Annotated in this window: 21 protein-coding genes and 1 pseudogene; 17 read left to right on the top strand and 5 right to left on the bottom strand. The window is 50.4% G+C overall.

What is annotated here, in order from left to right; genetic code table 11:
• Positions 1–61: 61 nt before the first annotated feature.
• Complete coding sequence (locus ACO6VE_RS07750) at positions 62–1,066, bottom strand: DUF1853 family protein (protein WP_422460694.1); 1,005 nt, start codon at positions 1,064–1,066, stop codon at positions 62–64.
• A 148-nt stretch (positions 1,067–1,214) separates the two neighbouring features.
• Between ACO6VE_RS07750 and ACO6VE_RS07755 the strand changes: the two genes are divergently transcribed.
• The 7 genes from ACO6VE_RS07755 (at position 1,215) to pepN (ending at position 12,215) form a co-directional block, all read left to right on the top strand.
• The gene (locus ACO6VE_RS07755; RefSeq protein WP_422460696.1) at positions 1,215–3,692 is read left to right on the top strand and encodes a ShET2/EspL2 family type III secretion system effector toxin; all 2,478 of its coding nucleotides are present in this window, start codon (positions 1,215–1,217) and stop codon (positions 3,690–3,692) included.
• 91 nt (positions 3,693–3,783) lie between these two features.
• The gene (locus tag ACO6VE_RS07760; RefSeq protein WP_422460698.1) at positions 3,784–6,300 is read left to right on the top strand and encodes a ShET2/EspL2 family type III secretion system effector toxin; all 2,517 of its coding nucleotides are present in this window, start codon (positions 3,784–3,786) and stop codon (positions 6,298–6,300) included.
• Between the two features lie 181 nt (positions 6,301–6,481).
• Positions 6,482–7,366 carry an NAD(+) kinase gene (locus ACO6VE_RS07765; RefSeq protein ID WP_101747476.1) on the top strand — a complete coding sequence of 295 codons (885 nt, stop codon included), beginning with the start codon at positions 6,482–6,484 and terminating at the stop codon, positions 7,364–7,366.
• A 21-nt stretch (positions 7,367–7,387) separates the two neighbouring features.
• Entirely contained in the window at positions 7,388–8,269 is an 882-nt protein-coding gene (locus ACO6VE_RS07770; RefSeq protein WP_422460700.1) for a rhomboid family intramembrane serine protease, read from the top strand.
• Between the two features lie 15 nt (positions 8,270–8,284).
• Positions 8,285–8,554, top strand: coding sequence for a YeaC family protein (locus tag ACO6VE_RS07775; RefSeq protein ID WP_101747473.1), 270 nt, complete (start codon positions 8,285–8,287; stop codon positions 8,552–8,554).
• 75 nt (positions 8,555–8,629) lie between these two features.
• Entirely contained in the window at positions 8,630–9,508 is an 879-nt protein-coding gene (locus ACO6VE_RS07780; protein ID WP_422446079.1) for a DUF2797 domain-containing protein, read from the top strand.
• A gap of 49 nt (positions 9,509–9,557) precedes the next feature.
• Positions 9,558–12,215, top strand: coding sequence for an aminopeptidase N (gene pepN, locus ACO6VE_RS07785; protein WP_422460702.1), 2,658 nt, complete (start codon positions 9,558–9,560; stop codon positions 12,213–12,215).
• Between the two features lie 130 nt (positions 12,216–12,345).
• On the opposite strand, the gene ACO6VE_RS07790 is transcribed toward pepN, so the two are convergent.
• Complete coding sequence (locus tag ACO6VE_RS07790; RefSeq protein WP_422446075.1) at positions 12,346–12,846, bottom strand: lipocalin-like domain-containing protein; 501 nt, start codon at positions 12,844–12,846, stop codon at positions 12,346–12,348.
• Positions 12,847–13,205: 359 nt separating this feature from the next.
• On the opposite strand from ACO6VE_RS07790, the gene ACO6VE_RS07795 reads away from it, so the two are divergent.
• The 4 genes from ACO6VE_RS07795 to ACO6VE_RS07810 all read left to right on the top strand — a co-directional run bounded on the left by ACO6VE_RS07795 (position 13,206) and on the right by ACO6VE_RS07810 (position 19,028).
• Positions 13,206–14,207: a YCF48-related protein gene (locus ACO6VE_RS07795; RefSeq protein WP_422460704.1), complete on the top strand. Its 1,002-nt coding sequence runs from the start codon at positions 13,206–13,208 to the stop codon at positions 14,205–14,207.
• Between the two features lie 89 nt (positions 14,208–14,296).
• Positions 14,297–16,666: an efflux RND transporter permease subunit gene (locus ACO6VE_RS07800; protein WP_422460706.1), complete on the top strand. Its 2,370-nt coding sequence runs from the start codon at positions 14,297–14,299 to the stop codon at positions 16,664–16,666.
• 181 nt (positions 16,667–16,847) lie between these two features.
• Positions 16,848–18,146: an OmpP1/FadL family transporter gene (locus ACO6VE_RS07805; protein WP_422460708.1), complete on the top strand. Its 1,299-nt coding sequence runs from the start codon at positions 16,848–16,850 to the stop codon at positions 18,144–18,146.
• Between the two features lie 156 nt (positions 18,147–18,302).
• Positions 18,303–19,028, top strand: a complete 726-nt coding sequence (locus tag ACO6VE_RS07810; RefSeq protein WP_422446069.1) for a hypothetical protein — start codon at positions 18,303–18,305, stop codon at positions 19,026–19,028.
• A gap of 47 nt (positions 19,029–19,075) precedes the next feature.
• On the opposite strand, the gene ACO6VE_RS07815 is transcribed toward ACO6VE_RS07810, so the two are convergent.
• The gene (locus ACO6VE_RS07815) at positions 19,076–19,834 is read right to left on the bottom strand and encodes a sulfite exporter TauE/SafE family protein (RefSeq protein ID WP_422446067.1); all 759 of its coding nucleotides are present in this window, start codon (positions 19,832–19,834) and stop codon (positions 19,076–19,078) included.
• 181 nt (positions 19,835–20,015) lie between these two features.
• Between ACO6VE_RS07815 and ahpC the strand changes: the two genes are divergently transcribed.
• From ahpC to ACO6VE_RS07845, 6 genes are all read left to right on the top strand, one after another.
• Positions 20,016–20,585 (top strand): alkyl hydroperoxide reductase subunit C, encoded by a 570-nt coding sequence (gene ahpC / locus ACO6VE_RS07820; RefSeq protein ID WP_422446065.1) that lies wholly within the window; start codon positions 20,016–20,018, stop codon positions 20,583–20,585.
• 193 nt (positions 20,586–20,778) lie between these two features.
• A complete protein-coding gene (gene ahpF / locus ACO6VE_RS07825; protein ID WP_422446063.1) occupies positions 20,779–22,362 on the top strand; it encodes an alkyl hydroperoxide reductase subunit F in 1,584 nt (527 codons plus the stop codon).
• Between the two features lie 160 nt (positions 22,363–22,522).
• Complete coding sequence (locus ACO6VE_RS07830; RefSeq protein ID WP_422446061.1) at positions 22,523–22,816, top strand: DUF1016 N-terminal domain-containing protein; 294 nt, start codon at positions 22,523–22,525, stop codon at positions 22,814–22,816.
• Positions 22,798–23,103 (top strand): PDDEXK nuclease domain-containing protein, encoded by a 306-nt coding sequence (locus ACO6VE_RS07835; protein WP_422446059.1) that lies wholly within the window; start codon positions 22,798–22,800, stop codon positions 23,101–23,103. The genes ACO6VE_RS07830 and ACO6VE_RS07835 overlap by 19 nt, the downstream gene beginning before the upstream one ends.
• Complete coding sequence (locus ACO6VE_RS07840) at positions 23,100–23,447, top strand: hypothetical protein (RefSeq protein ID WP_422446057.1); 348 nt, start codon at positions 23,100–23,102, stop codon at positions 23,445–23,447. Before ACO6VE_RS07835 ends, ACO6VE_RS07840 begins: the two co-directional genes overlap by 4 nt.
• 29 nt (positions 23,448–23,476) lie before the next feature.
• Positions 23,477–23,881: a hypothetical protein gene (locus ACO6VE_RS07845; protein WP_422460710.1), complete on the top strand. Its 405-nt coding sequence runs from the start codon at positions 23,477–23,479 to the stop codon at positions 23,879–23,881.
• Positions 23,882–23,895: 14 nt separating this feature from the next.
• Here the strand turns inward: ACO6VE_RS07845 and ACO6VE_RS07850 are convergent.
• A pseudogene (locus tag ACO6VE_RS07850) lies at positions 23,896–24,027 on the bottom strand (SDR family oxidoreductase); the annotation flags it as partial.
• Positions 24,028–24,185: 158 nt separating this feature from the next.
• Positions 24,186–24,518, bottom strand: a complete 333-nt coding sequence (locus ACO6VE_RS07855) for an SDR family NAD(P)-dependent oxidoreductase (RefSeq protein WP_422446163.1) — start codon at positions 24,516–24,518, stop codon at positions 24,186–24,188.
• Positions 24,519–24,617: the final 99 nt, after the last annotated feature.

Raw genomic sequence — 24,617 nt, forward strand, 5'->3', positions numbered from 1 at the left:
AGAAATTTGCAATTTTCCTTTGAGGTATGAGTAATAAATCAGGTCAGTTCGCCATTGATTGTCACTCATCGGTTTTAGCCACTTTCATCGCTCTCTCAGGCCAGTCATCAGGCACAATAAACAAATGCATCTGCTGTTGCAGCGCCTGATGGATTGCCCTGATATACACCGGTCGTTTTTGCGGTTGCAGCTGGCGTATCAGCGCATCCTGATCGAGCAACTCTGCAACAGGGTTCTGATTCAACCACTGCACTTTCTGAGGTATCTGGAAGCGGATATCCCTGCTGATGGACCGGGTACCCAGAAGGAAATGGCTTTGGGTTAACCAATAACCTTTCAGGTGATTCTGGTTGCAATACTCCGGTGGCGGGCATTGCGCTGTTATATGCTGTTCTGCCTGAGTTATCAGTTGGATGTCGTTCAGTTGCGGTATGGCTGTTTTATCTGTGCGGTACAGGGGATAAAAAAGCCTTCCCTGTATCAGGATCTCTTTAGCAACCGGCTGGACAATACCCAGCGTTAATAATGTTTCCTGCCCTTCATGGCTATCACTCAACAGGGCTTGATGATGGAGCAGGCGATCCATCTTGCGATCCAGCCGGTCCCTGAGTCCGGGACCGACCCAATGTTGCCATGAAGACCCCACGGCATTGTCAGCTTCACCAGGCATACCCAGATAAAATTTAACGGCCAGTTCCCGATGGATAAACCGGTTTTTCCGCTGGTAGATAAGGTCATATTCACCCAGTGTGGCAGGCTGACCATTTTTCTCGCCATTCACCTGCAGGTTAGCGACGATGGTCTGGCTATCAGGCAGCTGGCTCAGCAGGAATTGCCATAAGGTTTCGTTGAAAATGCCGAGCAGGGGATTGCCTTTTTGGTTAACCAGACTTTCCAAAAGGGCCAGTTGCTGTTGATCAAGAATCACCGGGGCTGTTCCGGCCGGTAAGGGGGAGTCCAGAAATAGAGGACTGGCCGTACTATTAAATAATGGCGGGCTGTTTTGTACCCATTCTACTGCCTGTTGTAGAGTGCGATGTATGCTTTGATGTGAAAATCTGTTCATACTGACGTTTATATACTATTACATGGTTTCAATGTAATTGATGGGTTCTTTTTATCAATGGCCTCCAAACTCTGTTCGTCCTGAGGAGCCGAAGGACGCTAAGAGTGAAAGGAGATTGTACACATCAAAATCATCGAAATAATGTACTATGGATAATATCAGTCAGAATCCACCTTGTTCATCTGCTGAAATACCTCAGAAGGATTCTCAATCTGTCAAGACAATCCTCACTGGATTTTCGCGAGCTGTTAAGTCTGTTGATCCAAAAAACATTCCCGGTGAAAAGAAAAGTAAGTCAGTAAATGTTCCCCAACATGTATCTCTGATTAGCCGTAAAGTCGAACAACTTAACCATCAGGGACGCACTTACCTGTTGCAGGTGGATAAGCCCCTGGATAGTGGCAATACAACCACAGAGTCTTCGGCCCTGCCTGTTAATACCTCCGGGATTTTGCAATACGTATCAAAGGGCGACATGAGAAGATTCAACGGCAGGGCGAACAGTCTCTTTGATCATAAACCGATTGCTTGCAGGCATTTGGCCTATGCGTTTGCTACAGGCAAGTTTGGCACGAAAGATGGTGGCAAATTCACGTCCATTGATCGGCTTGATAAAATTTCCCGTCACAGCGGTATTAAAATGGATCAGGCCCTGAATGACACCACGGCTCATGGATATAAAACTGCACAGGAAGGTTATTACTTTGACCGGGCTGGCTTAGGCCAGGCACTTTATGCGGCTTGTCAACAGCAGCTGGTCGATAGCGAACAAAATAAAACCTATCTGTTTTCGTCACCGAACCATTTGATGGCTCTAAAGATAAACTGGTCGCCTGAGCGACCGGAAATAAAACTGGCCTTTTATGATCCCAACGACACCCTGAGAGTCCGACGACTCATCGTCCCTGACCTGCAAACCCTTAAGGCAATTAAAATAGAGCACCTTTTCCCGGATTCTTATTCAATCAAATTATATTACCCCGAGCCTTCTTTGGGGGGATGTTTAACTACGACAACGGTTGAGAGCCGGGCCGGTAACTCGTTGGTCAGGATTCTGGCGGATATGAATTCGTCCATCCTGTTTTTAATGCTCAGGAATGGACATTTTTCTTCGAAAACGGTGGATCAATTCATGGGGCAACTGAACCGGCTTGATCCATATAATCAAAAGATTGCCCTGATGGCGAAATCCGACAGTGGTTTTTCCGGGCTCTACGTAGCACTGCAAAATGGCCATGGTGAGTGTGTGGTGAGTTACCTGGATCGGGTCCTGGCCAGCTCCCTGAGCGACGAGGTCAAACTGAATCTGCTGATGGCGAAGTCCCCCAAGGGTTTTTCCGGGTTCTGTGTGGCGTTGCAAAACGGCCATGGTGAGTGCGTCAGGATTTACTGGGATCGGGTGATGGCCAGCCCCTTCAGCGAGGAGGTCAAACAGGGCTTGCTGAGGGCGAAATCCGACTGGGGTTTCGCCGGGCTCTGCCTGGCATTGCAAAACGGCCACGGGGAGTGCGTGAGGAGTTACTGTGATCGGGTGATGGCCAGCCCATTCAGCGACGAGGTCAAACTGGATCTGCTGATGGCGAAATCCGACAGTGGTTTTTCCGGGCTCTACGTAGCACTGCAGAATGGCCATGGTGAGTGCGTCAGGATTTACTGGGATCGGGTGATGGCCAGCCCCTTCAGCGAGGAGGTCAAACAGGACCTGCTGATGGCGAAATCCGACAGGGGTTTTCCCGGGCTCTGCATAGCACTGCAAAACTGCCATGGTGAGTGCGTCAGGATTTACTGGGATCGGGTGATGGCCAGTCCCTTCAGTGACGAGGTCAAACTGGACCTGCTGATGGCGAAATCTGACAGGGGTTTCCCAGGGCTCTACGTAGCACTGGAAAAAGGCCATGGTGAGTGCGTCAGGATTTACTGGGATCGGGTGATGGCCAGCTCCTTTAGCGAGGAGGTCAAACAGGACCTGCTGATGGCGAAATCCGACTGTGGTTTTCCAGGGCTCTGCGTGGCACTTAAAACTGGCCACGGGGAGTGCGTGAAGAGTTACCTGGATCGAGTCCTGGCCAGCTCCTTCAGCGACGAAGTCAAACAGGGCTTGCTGCGGGCGAAATCCGGCAGTGGTTTTCCCGGGCTCTATGTAGCACTGGAAAGTGGCCATGGTGAGTGCGTCAGGATTTACTGGGATCGAGTGATGGCCAGCCCCTTCAGCGAGGAGTTCAAACAGGACTTGCTGAGGGCGAAATCCGACAGTGGTTTTCCCGGGCTCTCCATAGCACTGCAAAATGGCCATAGTGAGTGCGTCAGGATTTACTGGGATCGGCTGATGGCCAGCCCCTTTAGCGACGAGGTCAAACTGAATCTGCTGATAGGGAAATCCGACAAGGGTTTTCCGGGGTTGTTTAAGGCGCTGCTAAATGGCCATGAGGCGTGCGCCAGGGATTACCTGAGTCTGGTTATGGCCAGTCTCTTCAGCGATGAGGTCAAACAAAACCTGCTGATGGCGACCCGGGGCAATGGTATTTCCGGACTCTACGTGGTGTGGGAAAATGGCAAACGGGAATGCTTCAGGACCTATGTTACAGAGGTTATCTATAGCAGCTTCAGTAACCTTGTTCAGTCTTGATAATGGTTTCGAAGCTTTATTGTGGCTGTTCAGGATGAGTTCTGCACTGTAAATACTGCTTTATTGGCCTTAATGTCTACCCTGAGAGCCTATGTATAGTATCAGGCAGAATCCTCCTCGCTCATCTGCTGGAACACCACAGAAGGATTCTCAATCTGTCAATGAAGCGACAATCCTCAATGGATTTTCGCGAGCTATTAAGTCCGTTGATCCAAAAAACATTCCCGGTGAAAAGAAAAGCAAGTCTGCCAATGTTCCCCAACATGCATCTCTGATTAGCCGTAAAATTGAACAACTTAACCATCAGGGACGCACTTACCTGTTTCAGGTGGATAAGCCCCTGGATAGTGGCAATACACCCATAGAATCCTCGACAGAGGCCCTGGCTGTTAATCCCTCCGGGATTTTGCAATACCTGTCAAAGGGCGACCTGAGAAGGTTCAACGGCAGGGCGAACAATCTCTTTGATCATAAACCGATTACTTGCAGGCATTTGGCCTATGCGTTTGCTACAGGCAAGTTTGGCACGAAAGAGGTTGGCAAATTCACGTCCATTGATCGGCTTGATAAAATTTCCCGTCACAGCGGTATTAAAATGGATCAGGCCCTGAATGACACTGCGGCTGATGGCTATAAAACGGCACAGGAAGGTTATTACTTTGACCGGGCTGGCTTGGGCCAGGCACTTTATGCAGCTTGTCAACAGCAGCTGGTCGATAGCGAACAAAATAAAACCTATCTGTTTTCGTCAATGAACCATTTGATGGCTCTAAAGATAAACTGGTCGCCTGAGCGACCGGAAATAAAGCTGGCCTGTTATGATCCCAACGACACCCTGAGAGTCCAACGGCTTATCGTCCCTGACCTGCAAACCCTGAAGGCGATTAAAATAGAGCACCTGTTCCCGAATTCTCATTCAATCAAATTATATTTCCCCAAGCTTTCCTTTGGTGGATGTTTAACCACGACAACGGTTGAGAGCCGGGCCGGTAACTCGTTGGTCAGGATTCTGGCGGATATGAATTCGTCCATCCTGTTTTTAATGCTCAGGAATGGACATTTTTCGTCGCCAATGGTGGATCAATTCATGGGGCAACTGAACCGGCTTGATCCATATCATCAAAAAATTGTCCTGATGGCTAAAAATGACAATGGTGTGCCAGGGCTGAGCATGGCATCACACAGGGGGAATGTTGAGTGTGTCAGGAAATACCTGGATTGGGTCCTGGCCAGCGCCTTGAGCGACGAGGTCAAACAGGATCTGTTGATGGCGAAATCCGACAGTGGTTTTCCCTGGCTCTGCGTGGCAATGCAAAGTGGCCACGGGGAGTGTGTGAAGAGTTACCTGGATCGGGTGATGGCCAGCTCCCTGAGCAACGAGATCAAACAGAATCTGCTGATGGTGAAATCCCCCAAGGGTTATCCCGGGCTTTTCGGGGCGCTGCAAAACGGCCACGAAGAGTGTGTGAAGAGTTATCTGGATCGGGTGATGGCCAGCTCCCTGAGCGACGAGGTCAAACAGAATCTGCTGATGACGAAATCCCCCGGGGGGTATCCCGGGCTCTTCATGGCACTGGAAAATGGCCAGGCGGAGTGTGTGCAGAGTTACCTGGACCGGGTCCTGGCCAGCTCCTTAAGCGACGAGATCAAACAGAATCTGCTGATGGCGAAGTCTCCCAGGGGGTTTTCCGGGCTCTGTGTGGCGTTGCAAAACGGCCAGGGGGAGTGCGTCAGGATTTACTGGGATCGGGTGATGGCCAGCCCCTTCAGCGAGGAGGTCAAACAGAACCTGCTGATGGCGAAGTCCGACTGTGGTTTTCCCGGGCTCTACGTAGCACTGGCAAAAGGCCATAGTGAGTGCGTCCGGATTTACTGGGATCGGGTGATGGCCAGCCCCTTTAGCGAGGAGGTCAAGCAGAACCTGCTGATGGCGAAATCTGACTGTGGTTTTCCCGGGCTCTGCGCGGCACTTAAAAATGGCCACGGGGAGTGCGTGAAGAGTTACCTGGATCGAGTCCTGGCCAGCGCCTTCAGCAACGAGGTCAAACAGGACCTGCTGAGGGCGAAATCCGACAGTGGTTTTCCCGGGCTCTATGTAGCACTGGAAAATGGCCATGCTGAGTGCGTCAGGATTTACTGTGATCTGGTGATGGCCAGCCCCTTCAGCGAGGAGTTCAAACAGGACTTGCTGAGGGCGAAATCCGACAGTGGTTTTCCCGGGCTTTACATTGCACTGCAAAATGGCCATGGTGAGTGCGTCAGGATTTACCTGGATCGGGTGATGGCCAGCCCCTTCAGCGATGAGTTCAAACTGAATCTGCTAATGGCGACATCCGACACGGGATTTTCGGGGTTGTTCAAGGCGCTGAAAAATGGCCAGGAGGCGTGCGCCAGGGATTACCTGAGTCTGGTTATGGCCAGTCCCTTCTGCGATGAGGTCAAACAAAACCTGCTTATGGCGACCCTGGGCAACGGTATCTCCGGACTCTACGTGGTCTGGGAAAATGGCAAACGGGAATGCTTCAGGACCTATGTTACAGAGGTTATCTATAGCAGCTTCAGTAATGATTCAAAACAATCAATGATATCGTCGACTCAGGCTAACTGAATGACCTTGCCCCGGATTCTGATTGCTTCAAATTATATTATCCCGGGCCTTCTTTGGGTGGAGCACCACTCTACTTGTCTTTTGTAGAACCTGTTGAAGAGTATGATGTATGCTTTGATGTAAAAATCTGTTCATGACTAACGTATACTAACTCACATTCTAAGGCGACATCACTGAGTTTATGGAACACTTCAAAATTGTCGGAGTAACCGGCCGCCAGGGGCGTATTCAGGTGGAGGATACTCTGAGACATCTGGCAGACTTTCTGCAGCAGCGGGGGGTGACCGTAGTTCTGGATGAACAGCTGGACGGTCTTTTGCCAGGTCACTCCTTTTCCATGATCAGCCGTGAGCAAATGGGGCAGCAGTGTGACCTGGTGATCGTGGTGGGTGGTGATGGCAGTATGCTGGGCGCTGCCCGGACACTGGCGCTGTACGATATTCCCGTGATCGGTATCAACCGCGGGCGGTTGGGATTTTTGACCGATATCTCCCCGGATGAGCTGGATGACCAGCTGGCAGAAGTGCTTGAGGGACGCTACCTGGCCGAGAGTCGTTTTCTTCTTGAGGCCCGCGTTCGCCGCCAGGGCAAGGTGATCGGCCAGGGGGATGCGCTGAATGATGTAGTGCTGCACCCCGGTAAGTCGACCCGAATCATTGAGTTTGAACTGTATATCGATGGGCAGTTCGTCTATAAGCAGCGGGCTGATGGACTGATTATTGCCACGCCAACCGGTTCAACCGCCTACGCGCTGTCCGGCGGTGGTCCCATTATGCACCCGAGGCTGGATGCCATTGTTCTGGTGCCCATGTACCCCCACATGTTAACCAACCGTCCCCTGGTGGTGGATGGCGATAGCGAGCTGAAACTGGTGATTCGCCATGAAAACACCATATCCCCGCAGATCAGCTGTGATGGACAGATTCATATCACCTCGGCACCGGGGGATGAAATCACGATTCATAAGAAGTCTCAGCGTTTAAAGCTGCTGCACCCTCTGAACCATAATTTTTATGAGTCCTGTCGTTCCAAGTTGCGTTGGAACTACCAGGAAGAGCGTTGTTAATTCAAGGACTTTTTTCACATTATGCATAGGGCATTGGAACTCCCCGGAGACATCGACCTGAGCGACCTATCCTACTTTCTCTATGCCCGGGGGATTCCCCATAAGGTCACAGAAGAGTCAGGCAAACAGGTGATCTGGACTGAGAATGAGGAAAAGTCCCGTATTGTCACCAGCCTTTATCAGCAGTGGCAGTCCGGTGATTTACAAGTGCTGGCAGCGCCCCCCAGGGCCGGTGTGAATGTGGGTGCTTTGCTAAAGAGTATTCCCTGGCAGAGCGTACCGGTCACCTTGCTGTTTATGGTGGCCTGTATGGTGGTCGTGCTGATCACCCGGGCCGGTGCCAACTGGCAGGCAATAGCCTGGTTCTCCTTTATTCCCTTCGAGGTGGCTAATGGTTATCTCTACTTTGGCAGTTTTGGCATGGGGCTTGAGCGGGGGGAGTACTGGCGGTTGATCAGTCCGATCTTTCTTCATTTTGGCCTGAGCCATCTGGCGTTCAATATGCTGGCTCTGTATATTTTTGGCAGTCGGCTGGAGACTCGTCAGGGGGGCATTCATCTACTGGCCATCATCGTCTTTACTGCGGTGATTTCCAATGTTACCCAGTACTTCTGGGCTGGGGATGATACTATTTTTGGCGGCTTTTCCGGTGTGGTGTATGGCCTGATGGGGTATTGCATGACCCGGGAAAAGGTAGACCGGAACTGGCAGTTTGGACTCCCGCCGTTTTACTACGGCTTTATGCTGACCTGGCTGGTGGTGGGTTATACCGGCGTTCTGGGTACTATTGGTTTTGGTAATATGGCCAATGCCGCACATACCGGCGGCCTTGTGGCAGGTTGTCTGCTGGGTGCCATTGCCGGTTTGCTGTTTAAAGAAAGACGCTTTATAGAAAAGGATTGAAAAGGATTCGATACCATGCAGTTAGATGCTTTTCTGGAGAAGATGACGCCTGCTATCCATCAGGCATTGAAGCTGGCCCTGGAACTTGGTAAGTGGCCTGATGGACGGGCCATGACCGAAGAAGAACGGGATGTCAGCCTGCAGGCGGTGATTGTTTATGAACACGAACACCTGCCAGAGTCACAACGGGTCGGCTATATGCCCGGCAAGTGCAAATCCGGTGGTACATCTTCTAAAGAGGACAGCTCTGCTGAAGAGGCCACCATCCTTCGTTTCAGGAACTGAAGACTCTCTATTTATGTTGATGTCGCTCTGTTGGTTAATAACAGGGCCGTTCTTACCCTACACAAGAGTACAACTGTGTCCGAAAGTACCATCACCGGATCGCTCAGCAAAATGCATTCAGACCTGTTGACCGGGACTGACAACAGCAAGAGCCAGGTTACCTACCAACTGCCCGTTGGCGATCAATTGCTGCCATTGAATGAGCTGCTGGGACAAAAGTTGTCCATGCAGTACCAGGGGGAAATTCATTGCTGCCACTGTGGCCGGAAAACCAAAAAGAGTTTTAACCAGGGCTTCTGCTATCCCTGTTTTAAAAAGCTGCCCCAGTGTGACAGCTGCATTATGAGCCCGGAAAAGTGCCATTATCATCAGGGCACTTGCCGTGATCCCGCCTGGGGAGAAACATTCTGTATGACAGATCATGTCGTCTATCTGGCCAACTCATCCGGTTTGAAAGTTGGCATTACCCGGGCAACCCAGGTGCCAACCCGCTGGATTGACCAGGGTGCCACGCAGGCCATGCCATTTATTCGCGTGGCGACCCGTCAGCAATCGGGGCTGCTGGAAGTGATCTTCAAGGAATTTATCAATGACCGGACCAACTGGCGGGCTATGCTGAAGGGGCCCGCTGACCCTCTGGACCTGCAGGATACCGCCCGGGAACTGTTGGACATGAACCATAGTCGGATTACCGCATTGCAGGAGCAATTTGGCATTCAGGCGATACAACCTTTGGCAGGTGTCAAGTCAGTAGATATCGACTCTTCTGCCGTACTGAATATTGATTACCCGGTGATTGAATACCCCGCCAAAGTCACATCCCGATCCTTTGACAAGGAGCCGTTGATTGAAGGTACGCTATTGGGTATCAAGGGACAGTATCTGATTTTTGATAATGGTGTGGTCAATATTCGTAAACATGCCGCCTATGAGGTGAGCGTGGCTGTAAATTAATCACAGTCCCTGTGCAAACGCTTATGAAAAAGACAACAGGATGGACAAGATGAAAGACTCGCAACCAAAAGCGATTTACCTGAAAGATTATCAGGCACCTGACTACTGGATTGATCAGACCAACCTGACCTTTGATCTCTTTGAAGACCATGCGATGGTTACCTCAGTGCTGAGTATTCGTCGTAATCCTGATAATCCCTCAGCCAGCGCTGCAGAAAACGCTCGGGAGAACATGCTTCCTGAGCTGGTACTGGTGGGGGATGACCTTGAACTTCTTTCTCTTGAAATTGATGACCAGCCATTCACGGACTTCAGGGAAGAGGATGGTTTTCTCAGGATTGCCTCACCCACAGAAGCGTTCACTTTAAAAACCGTCTGCCGCATCAAGCCCCAGGAAAACACCTCCCTGGAAGGGCTCTATAAATCCAATGGTATGTTCTGTACCCAGTGTGAGGCAGAAGGTTTTCGCAAGATTACCTACTACCTGGACCGTCCTGATGTGATGTCCCGGTTTATCACCCGAATCACCGCCGACAAGGCAGCGTATCCGGTGCTTCTCTCCAATGGTAATGATATTGAACGTGGCGAACTGGACCATGGCAGGCACTTTGTCACCTGGGAAGACCCCTTCAAAAAACCAAGTTACCTGTTTGCTCTGGTCGCGGGTAATTTGCAGTATGTGGAAGATCACTTTACCACCATGAGTGGTCGTGAGGTGAAGCTGAGGCTGTTTACCGAAGCGCACAATATTGACCAGTGCGATCATGCCATGATCTCTCTGAAGAAATCCATGAAGTGGGATGAACAGGTCTATGGTCGTGAATACGATCTGGATATTTTCATGATCGTCGCCGTTGATCATTTCAATATGGGGGCCATGGAAAACAAAGGGCTGAATATCTTTAATTCAGCCTGTGTGCTGGCCAGCCCGGAAACGGCGACAGATGCCCGCTTTCAGCGGGTTGAAGCGATTGTTGCCCACGAGTATTTCCACAACTGGTCCGGTAACCGGGTGACCTGCCGGGATTGGTTTCAGCTGAGCCTGAAAGAAGGTTTTACCGTGTTCCGGGATTCGGAATTTTCCGCGGATATGAACTCCCGGGGGGTAAAACGCATTGAGGATGTCAATATTCTCCGTACCGCCCAGTTTGCCGAAGATGCCGGGCCAATGGCGCATCCGGTAAGACCTGAGTCGTTTATTGAGATTTCCAATTTCTACACCGTCACCGTTTATGAAAAAGGGGCGGAAGTCGTACGGATGATCCATGGTATTCTCGGGCCAGAGGATTTCCGCAAAGGGTCAGATCTTTACTTTGCCCGCCATGATGGTCAGGCCGTGACCTGCGAAGATTTTGTCAAAGCCATGGAAGATGCTTCTGGCCGCGACCTGGGGCAGTTCCGTCGCTGGTACAGCCAGGCAGGTACTCCAGTACTTAAGGTCAGTGATGAATACGATGAAGAGAACAGGCAGTACCGGCTGACCATTGAGCAATCCTGTCCCGCGACACCGGGGCAGAAGGAAAAGCTGCCGTTCCATATTCCGGTACGTATTGGCCTGCTGGACGGAGAAGGTGAGGATCTGCCGCTTAATAACGCCGGAGACACCGATCAGGTAGTGGATGTCAAACAGGAAAAGGAAACATTCACCTTTGAAAATATAGAAGAGCGCCCACTGCCTTCTATATTAAGAGGGTTCTCTGCGCCGGTGCGGGTCAGGTATGACTACTCCCGTGATGACCTGCTGTTCCTGATGGAAAACGACAGCGATCACTTTAACCGTTGGGATGCCAGCCAGCGTCTGGCCAGTGGTGTGATTGATGAAATGGTGGCGGCCCTGGAACAGGGCAGGGAGTGCAGCCCGGATGAAAGCCTGATCAAGGCGTTTGGGACGGTTATCACCGATGAGTCACTGGATCTGGCGGTAAAAGCTGAGATGTTGTCATTGCCATCGGAAGCGTCCCTGGCGGAACAGGCGATTGAGGTTTACCCGCAGTTTATCCATCAGGCACGCTTGACCGTCAAGAATGCGATTGCCTCTGCGCACCGTGAGTCGCTGGAAACTCTGTGGCGCTCTTTAAGCATCAATAAGCCTTACCGACCTGAAGCAGAAGATATTGCTGAACGCACGCTGAAAAATATCAGCCTGTCCTATCTGACCAGTCTGGATGATAAAGGCATGTTGGCGCTGGCGGAGCAACAGTATCACGGCGCGTCCAATATGACCGATCGTTTTGCGGCACTGGTCAGTATCGTTAATGCTGGCTGTCAGAATCGTGAGCTGATTGACGAAGTGCTGGCGGATTTCCTGGAACGTTATCAGGATGATACCAATGTTATGGACCAGTGGTTGTCGGTACAGGCCGCCAGCCCATCACTGGGAACCCTGGAACATATTCTGGCACTGATGCAGCATGAGATTTTTGATGCCACCAGTCCGAATAAACTGCGTTCTGTGCTGGGTGGTTTTGCCGGCAATATGAAGCAGTTTCACCGTGTGGATGGCCTGGGGTATGAGTTTCTGACGGATCAGCTGCTGGATCTTGATAAGAAAAACCCGCAGATTGCTGCACGGCTGATGACGCCTTTAACCCGCTGGCGTAAATTTGAGCCTGGCTGTCGTGAACGTATGCGTAAGGCATTGGAGAGAATTAAAGCAACGCCCGGCCTTTCTTCTGATGTTTATGAAGTAGTCACCAAGAGCCTCTGAGGTTTCGATTTAAGCCGGCTTCCTGAATAAGGTGCCGGCTTCCACAAGAATTCGCCCCATTCGTCCGGCGGCACAATAGCAGCGCTGGTTACATGACCCCAGCTTTTGGCATGTAAATCGATGGCAATGATTAAGCCGTGCGTTTCCACACCAGCTTATCGGCGAAGTCACCATCGGTGGCGCTGAGGGTTAGCAGGTCACCGTCAAACTCATACTTTCTTTCCAGAACAGTACCTGTCCACTGGGGTATCAGACTGTTTTTAATATGGTGTTGTACCATATCTCCGTTCACAGTAAATGGGCCACAATAGGCAACATAACCCATGCCGGAGCGGCAGAAGAGTTCTTTCAGTCGATCAAACTTCTGTTGTTTTTCAGCGGTCAATTCTGGTGCCTGGATACCTGCCGGGGGGGCGAGTTGCATACGAGCGGCAAACAGATGGCGACGATCCTGCGGTACGGGTGGACGATCTGTTTCCATCAGTGTGGCTGATACCCAACCGTTTTCAGTGTAGATAATATGGCCTTCGGAATTACCGTCAAATGGGTAGACAACATAGCCGGATGGTTTGTGGGTAACGGACCATTCCTCAAGAGCCCAGACGCCGACAAAGTCGTTAGTGTCAATCATTCTGTGTTCTCCTGCCAGGGGCTGTTGCCACCTTGGTGCCTTGATAGGACGAGCTGTTTATTATTCATGACAGGTGCCTTTTTTTATTGTTTTTTGCAAATATAAAACCGTTGGCTCGGCTAAAGCAGCCGTATACTAACACAAATTGCCGTTTATTATGCTCAACAGCCGCTGACAAAGCTGGTTGCTATCGGCAGCGATACCCTGCAATGAACACAACATGTTCAAGCGGGCAGATGGCTTTTTTTATCCACAATCGTTTTATTTTCACTATCTGCACCCGGATATACTTCGCTGTTCAATAATGTTTGTTTATACTCGTCTCACTAAAAAAATAATATAAAAAGAAGGGAAGTCGTATGCCTGTTGCCATTCTGTCTTTCGTATTACTGTCTGTTGCAATCTTGTCAGCCGAATCGGTGTATGCCTTACCTTCAAAGTCTCCTGTTGACCGCCCGGCGGTCCAGTCCATAAAGGCAGCCAACAGTCTTCTACTGGATGTGACCCGCACTGATGGTGGTGTAAGGCTGGTTTCTGTCGGTGAGCGTGGTCACATTGTCTACTCCGATGATCACGGGGTCAGCTGGCAGCAGGCCAGTGTGCCAACCATGCAAATGCTGACGGCGGTGCACTTTCCCTCAGAAACGATTGGCTATGCCGTCGGTCACGATGCCATAGTACTGAAGACAGAAGATGGTGGCGAAACCTGGCAACAGGTGTATGTTGATCGTGAGGCAACAGTACCACTGCTGGATGTATGGTTTAGCGACAGCCTTCACGGCTTTGCCGTGGGTGCGTACGGTTACATTATTGAAACGGTAGACGGCGGCAGGAGCTGGGAATTTATCGATGACCGTATCGCCAATGACGATGAGTTTCACTACAACGCTATTAACGACGATGGTCAGGGCAACCTGTTTCTGGCCGGTGAGGCCTGTATCCTCTTTCGCTCTTCTGACGCGGGCCATTCCTGGGTAACTTTGGAGAGCCCGTATGAAGGTTCCTGGTTTGGTGTAAGTGGCGGGCATGGTCGTGTTCTGGTTCATGGTTTGCGGGGGAATATTTATCAGAGTGCGGACCTCGGGGAGACCTGGCAACCACTCAGCTCCGGTACCGATCAAACCCTGTTTGGTTCCACCAAACTGACCGATGGCAGTATTGCGCTGGTTGGCAATTCCGGGGCGGTACTGACCGGGTCTGGCGCGGAGCTGGCTTCAGGTACCAACAGTGGTCTGTCGGTTTCACACCGGCCGGACCGGATGACACTGAGTGCACTGGCACCCAGCAGCGATGGGTTTATTGTGGTTGTTGGCCAGGGTGGTGCCTACCGGATGACCCTGGAAGGCAGGGTGTTGGAGTAAAAACAGCTTTAAACGGTTTTATATTGTACGACTGTGAACGTGTTTGAACCAGACCATAAAAATAATTAAAAAATCCGGGGCAGCCAGTTATGTCGTCTTTTCATCATTCATCCCAATCCTCTCTATCCAGAGAAGGCAGCGAACCAATAGTGGAACGGATGATTTTCAATAATCGTCTGCGGGTTTGCCTGTTGTTCCTGCTGGTATCACTGTTTCTCACCTGGCAGCTGGTGACCGGACTGCGGATGGATGCCAGTTTCCAGAAAATGGTGCCACTGGAACACCCTTTTATCCAGAATATGCTTCGTCACATGGAAGAGGGGGGCAACTCCGGAAATACCATTCGCATAGCGGTGGCTCCCCGGGATGGCGATATTTTTTCCGCTGAGTATATGGAGTTGCTCAAGCAGATTAATGATGAAGTGTTTTATCTTCCGGGGGTTGATCGAAGCAATCTGAAGTCCCTCTGGACGCCATCGGTTCGCTGGATTGAAGTAACGGAAGAAGGCTTTACCGGTGGGACGGTGATTCCTGACACCTATGACGGCAGTCGGGCCAGCCTGGACCAGCTTCGGGAAAATATTCTGAAATCCGGCCAGGTCGGAAGGATCATTGCCAACGATTTCCGCTCCAGTATCGTCAGTGCCCCGTTGTTTGAGAAACATCCGGAAACCGGCGAAAGCCTGGATTACCAGCACCTTTCTGCCCAGCTGGAAGTACTGCGCAGCAAATATGCGGCACAGGGTGTTGATCTGCATATTACCGGAATTGCCAAGATTTTTGGGGATCTGTTTGAGGGTGTGAAAGCCATTGTCTGGTTCTTTATTATCGCCCTTGGCGTTACCAGCCTCCTGTTATTCCTTTATTCCCGCTGTCTGAAAAGCACTTTTATTCCGCTGTTGACGTCCATCATAGCGGTGGTCTGGCAGATGGGTCTGTTGGCTACCCTTGGCTATGGTCTTGATCTTTACTCGGTCCTGGTGCCTTTTCTGGTGTTTGCCATTGGCGTGAGCCACGGTGTCCAGATCATTAACAGTATCAGTGCCGAAACGGCCCGGGGGGCAAACGCCCTGACCGCTGCCCGCCGGACATTCCGAACCCTGTATATTCCCGGTATGGTGGCACTGATTTCTGATGCCATCGGTTTCCTTACCCTGCTGGTGATTGATATTCAGGTGATTCAGGATCTGGCGATTACCGCCAGTATCGGGGTTGCGACCATCATTTTAACCAACCTGGTTCTGCTGCCTGTGCTGATGTCGTTTATCACAGTCAGCAAACGCTCCGTTGACCATGCCAGAAAGAGCCAGCAGAAGGAGTCCCGGGTCTGGCAAGTGGTCGCCAAACTGGCCAGCCCGAAGGTAATGCCGGTGTCTATCCTGATTGCCCTGCTGGGCTTTGCTGCGGGCGCTTACAAGGCAACTGACCTGAAAATTGGTGACCTTGACCCCGGTGCCCCGGAGTTTCATCCGGACTCCCGCTACAACCTGGATAACCTGTTTATTAATAGCCATTACGCCACCAGTGCCGATCTGTTCGTCACCTATCTGGAAACTCAGCCCGAAGGTTGTAGCCGTTATCCGGTGATGGATGCCATCGACCGATATATGTGGCATATGGAGAATGTGCCGGGGGTTCAGTCTGCGCTCTCGCTGGTCACCGTGTCCAAGCAGGTGATTAAAGGGCTGAATGAAGGAAGTTTGAAATGGCAAAGCCTCTCCCGTAATCCTTATGTGCTGAACAACTCGGTGGGGAATGCGGCTGCACTGTTTAATGCCGACTGTTCCAGTGCACCGATTATCCTGTTCCTGGATGATCACAAGGCCGAAACACTGGAGCGGGTGGTTCAGACAACTCAGGCGTTTGCTGCTATCAATAACACCGAAGAGTTCCAGTTTGTGATGGCCAGCGGTAATGCCGGAGTAGAAGCGGCCATCAATGAGATTATTGCCCAGGCGCAGAATAAAATGCTGTTCTGGGTGTATGCGGTGGTCAGTATTCTCTGCCTTATTACCTTCCGTTCTGTGAAAGCGGTGCTCTGCATTATTATTCCACTGGGGCTGACTTCGGTGCTCTGTCAGGCGCTGATGTCCTACCTTGGGATCGGTGTGAAAGTGGCGACCCTGCCGGTTATTGCCCTGGGTGTGGGGATTGGCGTGGATTACGGAATATATATCTACAGTCGTTTAGAGAGTTTTATGAGGCAGGGTATGTCTCTGGAAGAAGCCTATTACGCAACGCTGAAAATAACCGGTAAGGCTGTCACCTTTACCGGGGTGACACTGGCCATTGGGGTCGGTACCTGGATCTTCTCGTCGCTGAAGTTTCAGGCGGATATGGGGATTTTGCTGACCTTTATGTTTGCCTGGAATATGGTTGGGGCTATTTGGTTGTTGCCTGCTTTGGCCAGGTTGTTGCTGGTGCCTCGGGTTGGGGGAGGGGTTTTGGCTGAAACATAAAAAAGTTGGCAGTGGGCAGTTGGCAGTGGGCAGTGGGTAGGTTTTTGTTGGGTAGTTATTTGTTGGTGGTTCATTGCTTTTCAAATTGAAACAAATGTATTAGTATCCGATCACGAAAAGTCACACGACATTCGCACAATAATAAAAATGCACCTTAAGATGTGCCTGAAGGGAATTACTAATGAAAAAAATCAATCAATCCCTCTTTGCCCTGTCGACACTGACACTGGCCATGCAGGCTGGTGCTGCTGGTTTTGCTCTGAATGAATCATCAGCGGCTGCAGCAGGTACGGCTTATGCGGGGCGGAACTCCAATGCGCAAGATGCTTCTATTTTGGCGGCTAACCCTGCGGGAATTGCACTGCTGGAAGAGCGGCAGGTGACTGTGGGTGGCGGTGTGGTTGTGCCAAAAGGTGATTTTAAGGGTACAGGTACCACTCCTTTAGGACCTACTAGCAGTAGTAACGATGAGTTTTTGAATACTTCTGTTATCCCATTTGGCTATTTCTCAATGCCTGTGGATGATCAGCTCTCGTTTGGTTTCGGTATATATGCGCCATTTGGTTCGTCCACAGATTATGATGACGACTGGGCAGGGAAATATTTTGCCGATGAAACTCAAGTTACTATCGTTAATTTCCATCCAACAGTCGCCTATAAGTTTTCTGATCAGCTCTCTTTGGGTTTAGGTGTTTTCGCTACCTATGGAGAAGGAGAACTCAGCCGCTTTGTTAACCCTCTTTCACCCACTGATAATGTTGTGATCAAAGGTGATGATGTGGCTTATGGCTGGAATATTGGTGCGATTTGGCAGCCACAAGAGTCAACATCCATGGGTGTTAGCTATAGATCAAGTATTAAGCTGAAGCTAAAAGGAGATGCTACTGGAACTGGTTCTATCTGGAATGCTTTAGGAGGTAGTGCAACGGAGAAAGCCAAGCTAGACATAACCTTGCCAGAGACCCTGGAGTTCAGTGCTACCCACGAGCTGGATGATCGGTGGACAGTAATGGCCGGAGCAACATGGACTCGATGGAGCCGGTTTGACAAGCTGGTCATTAGTTCTGATCAAGGAACTGGCCCTGTTTCTGGAGGTGATCCTTCAGATGCAGCAGTAATAACATATGTACCTGAAAACTGGAAAAATGTGTGGGCGTTCGCTGTTGGCGGTAGCTATAAATATGATGATAATCTCACCTTAAAAGCAGGTTATGCATTTGATCAAAGTCCAGTTAAAGATGAGTTCAGAACAGCTCGGATTCCTGATAGTGATCGTAACTGGCTGACACTTGGTGCCAAGTATGAGTTGGGCAATGACTGGACGGTAGATGCTGCTTATGGATATATGTTCGGATCCAAAGTAGAGATTGATGAGAAAAACTATCGATCTAATGGAAGCCCCGCAGGAAACCTGAACCTCAAAGGCGAATACAACAACACCGCCCACGTATTCAGCGCATCGGTAACCAAACGCTTCTAAAACCAAAGGGGCTTGTCTGAGCCTGTAAAAGTGATTGTAAAAGAAAAGCCCGGCCGTCGCCGGGCATTATTTTTTCTGCGGGTGGTGAATTTGTTGACTACTTTGTTGATATGAATAAATTAACATAAGAAATCCCATGGGGGGGTATGAGTGCTAATGTATACACCTGCTTCACTTCAGCTCACCCTGGCGGCGCAGTCACTCCCTTCCGATAGTGAGATTGCCAGTGGCAAACAGGTATCTTCAAGGGCTGAAAAAAATGCTGGTACGTCTTTTTCAGGTCATATAATCAATGATTTCTCAGAGGCATGTTCAGGTACATCGACGTTAATGCCTGACTCAGATGGTGTTGCTGAAGCAAAGTTGGAAACCCCCAGTGACGAGCCAATAGTTTGCCGTTCTGTTACCTCTGCTGACGAGCTTTGCAGGAGAATCCGCCTGTTGACTCATTCAGCTTCCAGACCGTCCACCAGTGCAAATATTTCGCTTCCGGACATAAGAGAAGAGTGTGCTCATGATCCTCAGCCAGATATGGTACAGAAAAAGTATGTCCAGAATTTACATGGAAAATACGATTTCCAAACGCTGCGCATTAGCTTGATTCGGCAACATTTACACCAGGCACTGGAACCATTGCTATCTCTGTTGGCTGAGGACAAAAATGTAAACGGCGTCGTCAGGCATAAGGAGGATCCCCTTGTCGTATCCGTCGATATGGGGGCTTATAATCAGGGAAAGCTCCCTTCCTTAGGGCCCCATTTTGCTTCTCTGCTTATATACGAGGCTGATGATTCCCGCTACCCCTATGTATTCTGGGATACTGAAGGTTGCATTACGGTTAACAACTTGCTTCTGATCCGTTACAGTACGCCGGCTTTTTAATTGCCTGTTGCCGTTAAAAAACCTGTTCCCGTTAAAAAACCTTCTCGTTAAAAGAATAACGCCGCAAAACACCCGCAAACGGTCATTACCAGCAGTAGCTTTTTCAGTGTGTCTGGTTTGGCCTTAATGGCAAACTTTACGGAAAGATGTGCGCCAATGATATAGCCGATGGACAGAACCAATGCCGGAATCCAGGCCACCTGGTCACGGGCAATAAAGACGACCAGGGCCACTACCGTAAAAGCCAGGGTGCAGACCAGTTTCAGGGCATTGCCCCGCACCAGATCGTAACGGAGAACGCCACATACCGCCGCCAGCAAAATAAAGCCGACACCTGCCTGCACAAAGCCGCCATAGAATCCGGCTATGGCCAGGCCGACCCACGATTTCGGTGAGTCTGCCACTTTCAATGGCACAGTGCCTTCAGGTGGAACAATCATGGCTGGCCGCAGTACCATAATCAGGCTCATGGTGACCATGGCTCCCAGCAGCATGGGCTTTAATGCCCACTCCGGGCTGTAAGACGCGGTCACTGCCCCCGCCAGACCTCCCGCCAGGGTAGGGATCATCATGGGCAGAATCTCTCCAGTCTCCAGACGATTATGTTGCCTGAAGCCCAGGGCACCGGTCAGGCTCTGCAGGAAAATGCCAACCCGGTTGCTGGCATTGGCAATATCAGCGGGCATGCCCATGACCATCAGGGCTGGCAGCGTCAGGTTGGAACCTCCCCCTGCCAGTGTGTTGATGATGCCTGCCAGTATGCCCAGTGTAATCAGTATTGCGGATGATACTACCGTGACTTCCATAAATCGTTCCTGTTGTCGCCTTTTTGTTCGGGGAACCGAGGCTTTGTCAATTAAGTAAATCTATTAGGGGTATTCTTTTAATTAATTTTGATGTTCGATGGTTTGGCCGTAATCTTTATCACGTGAAAGACAAACGTTAAACCAGAAAACACTCTCCAAGAGAAGCGAAAAGGAAAATCAAATGACTCAATCTCTGATTAACACTGTGATCAAGCCATTCAAAGCCACTGCTTTCCACAAAGGCGAGTTTATCGATGTGACCGAACATAGCCTGCTGGGCAAGTGGTCAGTGGTCTTCTTTTACCCGGCTGACTTCACCTTTGTCTGCCCAACGGAACTGGGTGATCTGGCTGACCATTACGAGAAACTACAGTCCCTGGGCGTCGAAGTGTACTCCGTGTCAACGGATACCCACTTCACCCATAAGGCATGGCATGACAGCTCTGAAACCATCAAGAAAATCCAGTTCCCGATGATCGGCGATCCAACCGGCACCATCACCCGCAACTTCGGTGTGATGATTGAAGAAGACGGCCTGGCACTGCGTGGCACCTTTGTAATCAATCCTGAAGGTGAAATCAAGGCCATCGAAACCAACGACCTGGGCATCGGCCGCTCAGCCAAAGACCTGGTGCGTAAGGTACAGGCTGCCCAGTACGTCGCTGAGCATGACGGCGAAGTTTGCCCGGCCGCATGGCAGCCAGGTGAAGAGACTCTGGCACCGTCCCTGGACCTGGTTGGCAAGATCTAAGTAATAGATTACCGCTGATAGCCTGCCCGGACAGCCTGTTCGGGCAGGGCTCAAAGGCTGACCAGGAATACTGAATAAACCGTTGTTCAATATTCCTGGTCAGCTTTACAGAGGCTTGTCTGAGAAGCCCGGTCAGAACAAGCCTGATCGAAGCAAGTAAGACACCATTTTTATCATAAACAGGGGTGCGACCATGCTCGACACAAATATGAAAGTCCAGTTACAGAGTTACCTGCAAAACCTGAAAACAGCCGTTGAGCTGATGGTATTTCTGGACGACAGCGATAAGTCAGCGGAAATGGCCGCCTTGGCCAACGACATTGCCAGCCTGTCTGACAAGGTATCTGTCACCAAATCAGACAGCAGCAATGAGCGCAAACCCTCCATGCTGGTTCGCTCGGCGGCAACGGGCAGTGAAATCCGCTTTGCCGGCCTGCCCATGGGCCATGAGTTCACCTCCCTGGTACTGGCGCTGCTACACAGTGGAGGTCACCCCATTAAGGTGGATGATTCCGTGGCAGAGCAGGTAAAAGCACTGGAAGGTAACTACCGCTTTGAAACTTACGTTTCCCTCAGCTGTCAGAACTGCCCGGATGTGGTGCAGGCGCTGAATATCATGTCAGCCCTGAATCCCAACATCACCAATGTGATGATCGATGGTGCCTTGTTCCCGAACGAAGTGGACGAACGGAAAATCATGGCCGTACCCTCGGTTTACCTGAACGGTGAACTGTTTGCCCAGGGTCGTATCTCTCTGCAGGAAATCCTGAACAAGCTGGATACCGGGGTAGCAGCGCGTCAGGCCGAAGCCATTGCTGAAAAAGCACCGTTTGATGTGCTGGTGGTTGGCGGTGGCCCTGCCGGTGCCTCTGCTGCCATCTACAGTGCCCGAAAAGGCATTCGTACCGGTATTGTGGCGGACCGTTTCGGTGGTCAGGTGATGGATACCGTTGGTATTGAAAACTTTATCTCCGTTAAGGCGACGGAAGGCCCTAAACTGGCCGCAAGCCTGGAAGAACATGTCCGCGACTATGACGTGGATATCATGACTCAACAGCGTGCCAGCCGGATTGTGGCGGCGGAGCAGGTCGGTGATCTGATTCAGGTTGAGCTGGAAAGTGGGGCAACATTGCACAGTCGCTCACTGGTTATCGCTACCGGTGCCCGCTGGCGGGAAATGAACGTGCCCGGTGAGCAGGAATACCGGGGTAAAGGCGTCGCCTATTGCCCACACTGTGATGGCCCGCTGTTCAAAGGGAAAAAAGTCGCCGTCATTGGTGGTGGTAACTCCGGTATTGAAGCAGCAATCGATCTGGCAGGTATTGTTGAACATGTCACTGTTCTGGAGTTCGACAGCAAACTGAGAGCAGATGAAGTGCTGCAACGCAAGGCCCGCTCCATGGGTAATATCGATATCATTACCGAAGCACTGACCACTGAAGTGCTGGGCGATGGTGAGAAAGTGACCGGACTGCGTTACACCGACCGGGCAACGGATAACAGCAATACAATTGAGTTGTCGGGTATTTTTGTCCAGATTGGCCTGGTACCTAACGCCGAGTTCCTCAAGGGCACTCTGGAGTTAAGCCCACGTGGTGAGATTATCACCGGTGCCCAGGGGGAAACGTCTCTGCCCGGCGTGTTTGCGGCCGGTGATGTAACCACCGCACCTTACAAACAGATCATTATTGCAATGGGCGGTGGTGCAAATGCGGCGTTGGGTGCCTTTGATTACCTGATCCGGACGCCAGAGCCACAGCAGCAGAAAGCGGCTTGATTGTCGGTACTTTGGTATTTTGACATAAAACTTTTGAAGTTGTCATAAAGCTTTATTTTTGACCAAACAGACCTCGGTAACAATACTTCACGTGTTGTATAACCGAGGTCTTTTTTTATGTACTGCAGAAAACCCGGGAAATCCAGGGTTAACAATATTCATGTCGACGACAAATAAACAACCATATTTTGACTGGCCAACCTTGTTTCCCACGGTTATGTATTTCAGGGCTTTTTCACATCATCAAATTGTCTCGACACTGTCTAGACAATTGCACTGGAGCAATTTTCTGGAGCTGATCTACCTGAAAGAGCCGTTGGCACGAGACTTTTATGTGCAAATGTGCGGCATTGAGCGCTGGAGTGTTCGCACCCTGCGAAAACAGGTGGGAAGCTTGCTTTTTGAACGGACTATGGCTGCAAAACAGCCCGAAAAGTGCTTGAGGCGCGACTGAATGCCCTGCAAGAAACTGGCAGTATAGAGCCCGAGGTTTTGCTGAAAGACCCTTATTTACTGGATTTTCTCAATCTCAATGACCGCTACCTGGAAAAAGATCTTGAAGATGCCATTTTGTTGCGGGATATGGAGCAGTTTCTATTGGAGCTGGGCAAAAGCGGTATTCATGTGGCTGACTATCTGACCAGCCTGCCTCCCAGAGAATTACTGGAAGCCCGGTTCCAGCAAGCCATAAACAACGCTCGCCAGCGTCTGGCCAATAAAACCAGTGAGTCGTCTTCATGAGCATGGATGTCAGCAAAGAGATCGAGTTCCAAAATGACATTATCGCCCGAATGCAGGCCAATGGCTGGCAGCTGGGCAAGCCGGAACATTATGATCGGACGACAGCACTCTATACCGCCGATGTACTGTCGTTTGTTAAAGGCACCCAGCCCAAAGAGTGGCAGAAGTTCTGCAAGGTTTATCTACAGGATTCTGAGGCGCACTTTATCAGGCATCTGGAAGGCACAGGCAGTGTTCAAGTAGAGCTTCTGCAATTGCTGATGCTGTTTTGCGGCAGCTTAAGTAATAGGTTTTATCAAAACCGTCCAGCGTTAATACAGTGCGTGCTGTTTTGTCATGATTAGCAACTCAATATTTTCATGATTGATCAGTAATGGTCTATGTTTCTTTGGATTATAAAAAAATTATTCCAATTGCATGTAAAGGTTATATTGATATGAACACTGTAATAACCAAACAATCCGTTCCAACAAGTCAACCCGATACAACAAGTCAACCCGTTATAACAAGTCAACCCGTTCCAACAAGCCAACACATGCTGCAAAAAGTAAGTGAAAGCCGTGTCAAAAAGGCCGGTAACTGCTTGGCCAATACCGGCGGTGGAGTATTTTTTGGCTGGGTGTGTGCAATGTATTGGGGCGCTAGCTATCCTGCACCCATACTTACCGGGGTACTTGTCGGCTGCTTAGCTACCAGTGGCTCCGAAACAATAACAAAAATTTATAACAGAGTCATAACTTCAAAACCCCCGGCCGAGCAAGCACCTGAAACGGTTTGAACATTTGTTATGCGTTATTGCACCGGTTGACCGGTATGGAGTTCCAGACCGCCTGACACCGGCAGGTTAACGCCATTGCAGGAGCGGGAGGCATCGGAGGCGAGGAAGTACATGGCCTCGGCCACCTCTTGCGGGGTGCAGATGCGTCCTAGGTGGCTGACCGAGAATAGACTGCCCTACTGCGGTGGCAGCAAATTGGTCTAAAAATCCGCTTTTGTTCGGCAAATAGCCCCGCTATTCACCTCACAAAACCGAATTTTTATCCTCAATTTTCTGCCATTCTCGTTACGGGCGCTATTCTCGGTCAGCCTCCCAGGGGGTTAGCCTGGTTGAACTGATCGACGACATCGGTCGGGTTGGCCAGAAACATCGGCGTTGCACTGGCAGAAGGGCAGACATTATTCACCCGAATATTGTACTTGCCATAATCCAGGGCCATTGCCCTGGTCAGATTGACCACCGCTCCTTTTGCAGCATTATTAGCGGCCATGTTGTAGTCACCGTTCAGTTCGGACACCGAAGCGGTGTTGACGATAGTACCACCGCCGTTGGCAATCATGGATGGAACAAAGTATTTACTGGTCAGGAATATGGATTTCACATCCACAGCGAACAGCGTGTCCCAGTCCTTGTGAATGGATCTGAGTCAGCACAGTGTCACCTTAAATACAGAAAAAACTTTTACAGCTCATTAGATTTTTTGACGCACGCGTCTAGTATGGTTCTACCTACAACA

The sequence above is a fragment of the Endozoicomonas sp. ALB115 genome (assembly GCF_049310245.1).
GTDB lineage: Bacteria > Pseudomonadota > Gammaproteobacteria > Pseudomonadales > Endozoicomonadaceae > Endozoicomonas.

Bases quoted from the DNA above. Each gene is read 5' to 3' on its own strand.
- ACO6VE_RS07760 (WP_422460698.1), top strand. From the start codon at position 3,784: ATGTATAGTATCAGGCAGAATCCTCCTCGCTCATCTGCTGGAACACCA.
- ACO6VE_RS07845 (WP_422460710.1), top strand. From the start codon at position 23,477: ATGGTCTATGTTTCTTTGGATTATAAAAAAATTATTCCAATTGCATGT.
- ACO6VE_RS07775 (WP_101747473.1), top strand. From the start codon at position 8,285: ATGCAGTTAGATGCTTTTCTGGAGAAGATGACGCCTGCTATCCATCAG.
- ACO6VE_RS07750 (WP_422460694.1), bottom strand. From the start codon at position 1,066: ATGAACAGATTTTCACATCAAAGCATACATCGCACTCTACAACAGGCA.
- ahpC (WP_422446065.1), top strand. From the start codon at position 20,016: ATGACTCAATCTCTGATTAACACTGTGATCAAGCCATTCAAAGCCACT.
- pepN (WP_422460702.1), top strand. From the start codon at position 9,558: ATGAAAGACTCGCAACCAAAAGCGATTTACCTGAAAGATTATCAGGCA.
- ACO6VE_RS07840 (WP_422446057.1), top strand. From the start codon at position 23,100: ATGAGCATGGATGTCAGCAAAGAGATCGAGTTCCAAAATGACATTATC.
- ACO6VE_RS07805 (WP_422460708.1), top strand. From the start codon at position 16,848: ATGAAAAAAATCAATCAATCCCTCTTTGCCCTGTCGACACTGACACTG.
- ACO6VE_RS07795 (WP_422460704.1), top strand. From the start codon at position 13,206: ATGCCTGTTGCCATTCTGTCTTTCGTATTACTGTCTGTTGCAATCTTG.
- ACO6VE_RS07770 (WP_422460700.1), top strand. From the start codon at position 7,388: ATGCATAGGGCATTGGAACTCCCCGGAGACATCGACCTGAGCGACCTA.
- ACO6VE_RS07810 (WP_422446069.1), top strand. From the start codon at position 18,303: ATGTATACACCTGCTTCACTTCAGCTCACCCTGGCGGCGCAGTCACTC.
- ACO6VE_RS07790 (WP_422446075.1), bottom strand. From the start codon at position 12,846: ATGATTGACACTAACGACTTTGTCGGCGTCTGGGCTCTTGAGGAATGG.
- ahpF (WP_422446063.1), top strand. From the start codon at position 20,779: ATGCTCGACACAAATATGAAAGTCCAGTTACAGAGTTACCTGCAAAAC.
- ACO6VE_RS07815 (WP_422446067.1), bottom strand. From the start codon at position 19,834: ATGGAAGTCACGGTAGTATCATCCGCAATACTGATTACACTGGGCATA.
- ACO6VE_RS07830 (WP_422446061.1), top strand. From the start codon at position 22,523: ATGTCGACGACAAATAAACAACCATATTTTGACTGGCCAACCTTGTTT.
- ACO6VE_RS07765 (WP_101747476.1), top strand. From the start codon at position 6,482: ATGGAACACTTCAAAATTGTCGGAGTAACCGGCCGCCAGGGGCGTATT.
- ACO6VE_RS07755 (WP_422460696.1), top strand. From the start codon at position 1,215: ATGGATAATATCAGTCAGAATCCACCTTGTTCATCTGCTGAAATACCT.
- ACO6VE_RS07800 (WP_422460706.1), top strand. From the start codon at position 14,297: ATGTCGTCTTTTCATCATTCATCCCAATCCTCTCTATCCAGAGAAGGC.